The organism is Bradyrhizobium uaiense (assembly GCF_010811875.1).
GTDB lineage: Bacteria > Pseudomonadota > Alphaproteobacteria > Rhizobiales > Xanthobacteraceae > Bradyrhizobium > Bradyrhizobium uaiense.
Window position 1 is genome coordinate 1 of sequence record NZ_VKHP01001064.1, and the last position, 240, is coordinate 240.

Annotated in this window: 1 pseudogene; it reads right to left on the reverse strand. The window is 65.8% G+C overall.

The window, feature by feature from the left end:
* Positions 1 to 240, reverse strand: a pseudogene (locus FNJ47_RS52715) (ATP-binding protein); the annotation flags it as partial.

Genomic DNA, 240 nt, shown 5'->3' on the forward strand with positions numbered 1-240 from the left:
GCTGGAAGGGGCCGCGCGTGCTGCACGATCCTATCGCGGCAAGATCCTGTCGCTGGAGGACGGCGCCAATTATCACGGACGTTCGCGTGGCTTGACCGTGCATCGCCTGCCGACGGTCGCGCGCGATCAGATCGACGTCCTCGATCACGACCACGGTCGGCTGCAGCAGCCGCGCCAGGCTCATATAGGCGCCGAGCAGCCCGACCTGCTCGGCGGTGATGATCAGTGTGGTGTGGTTTG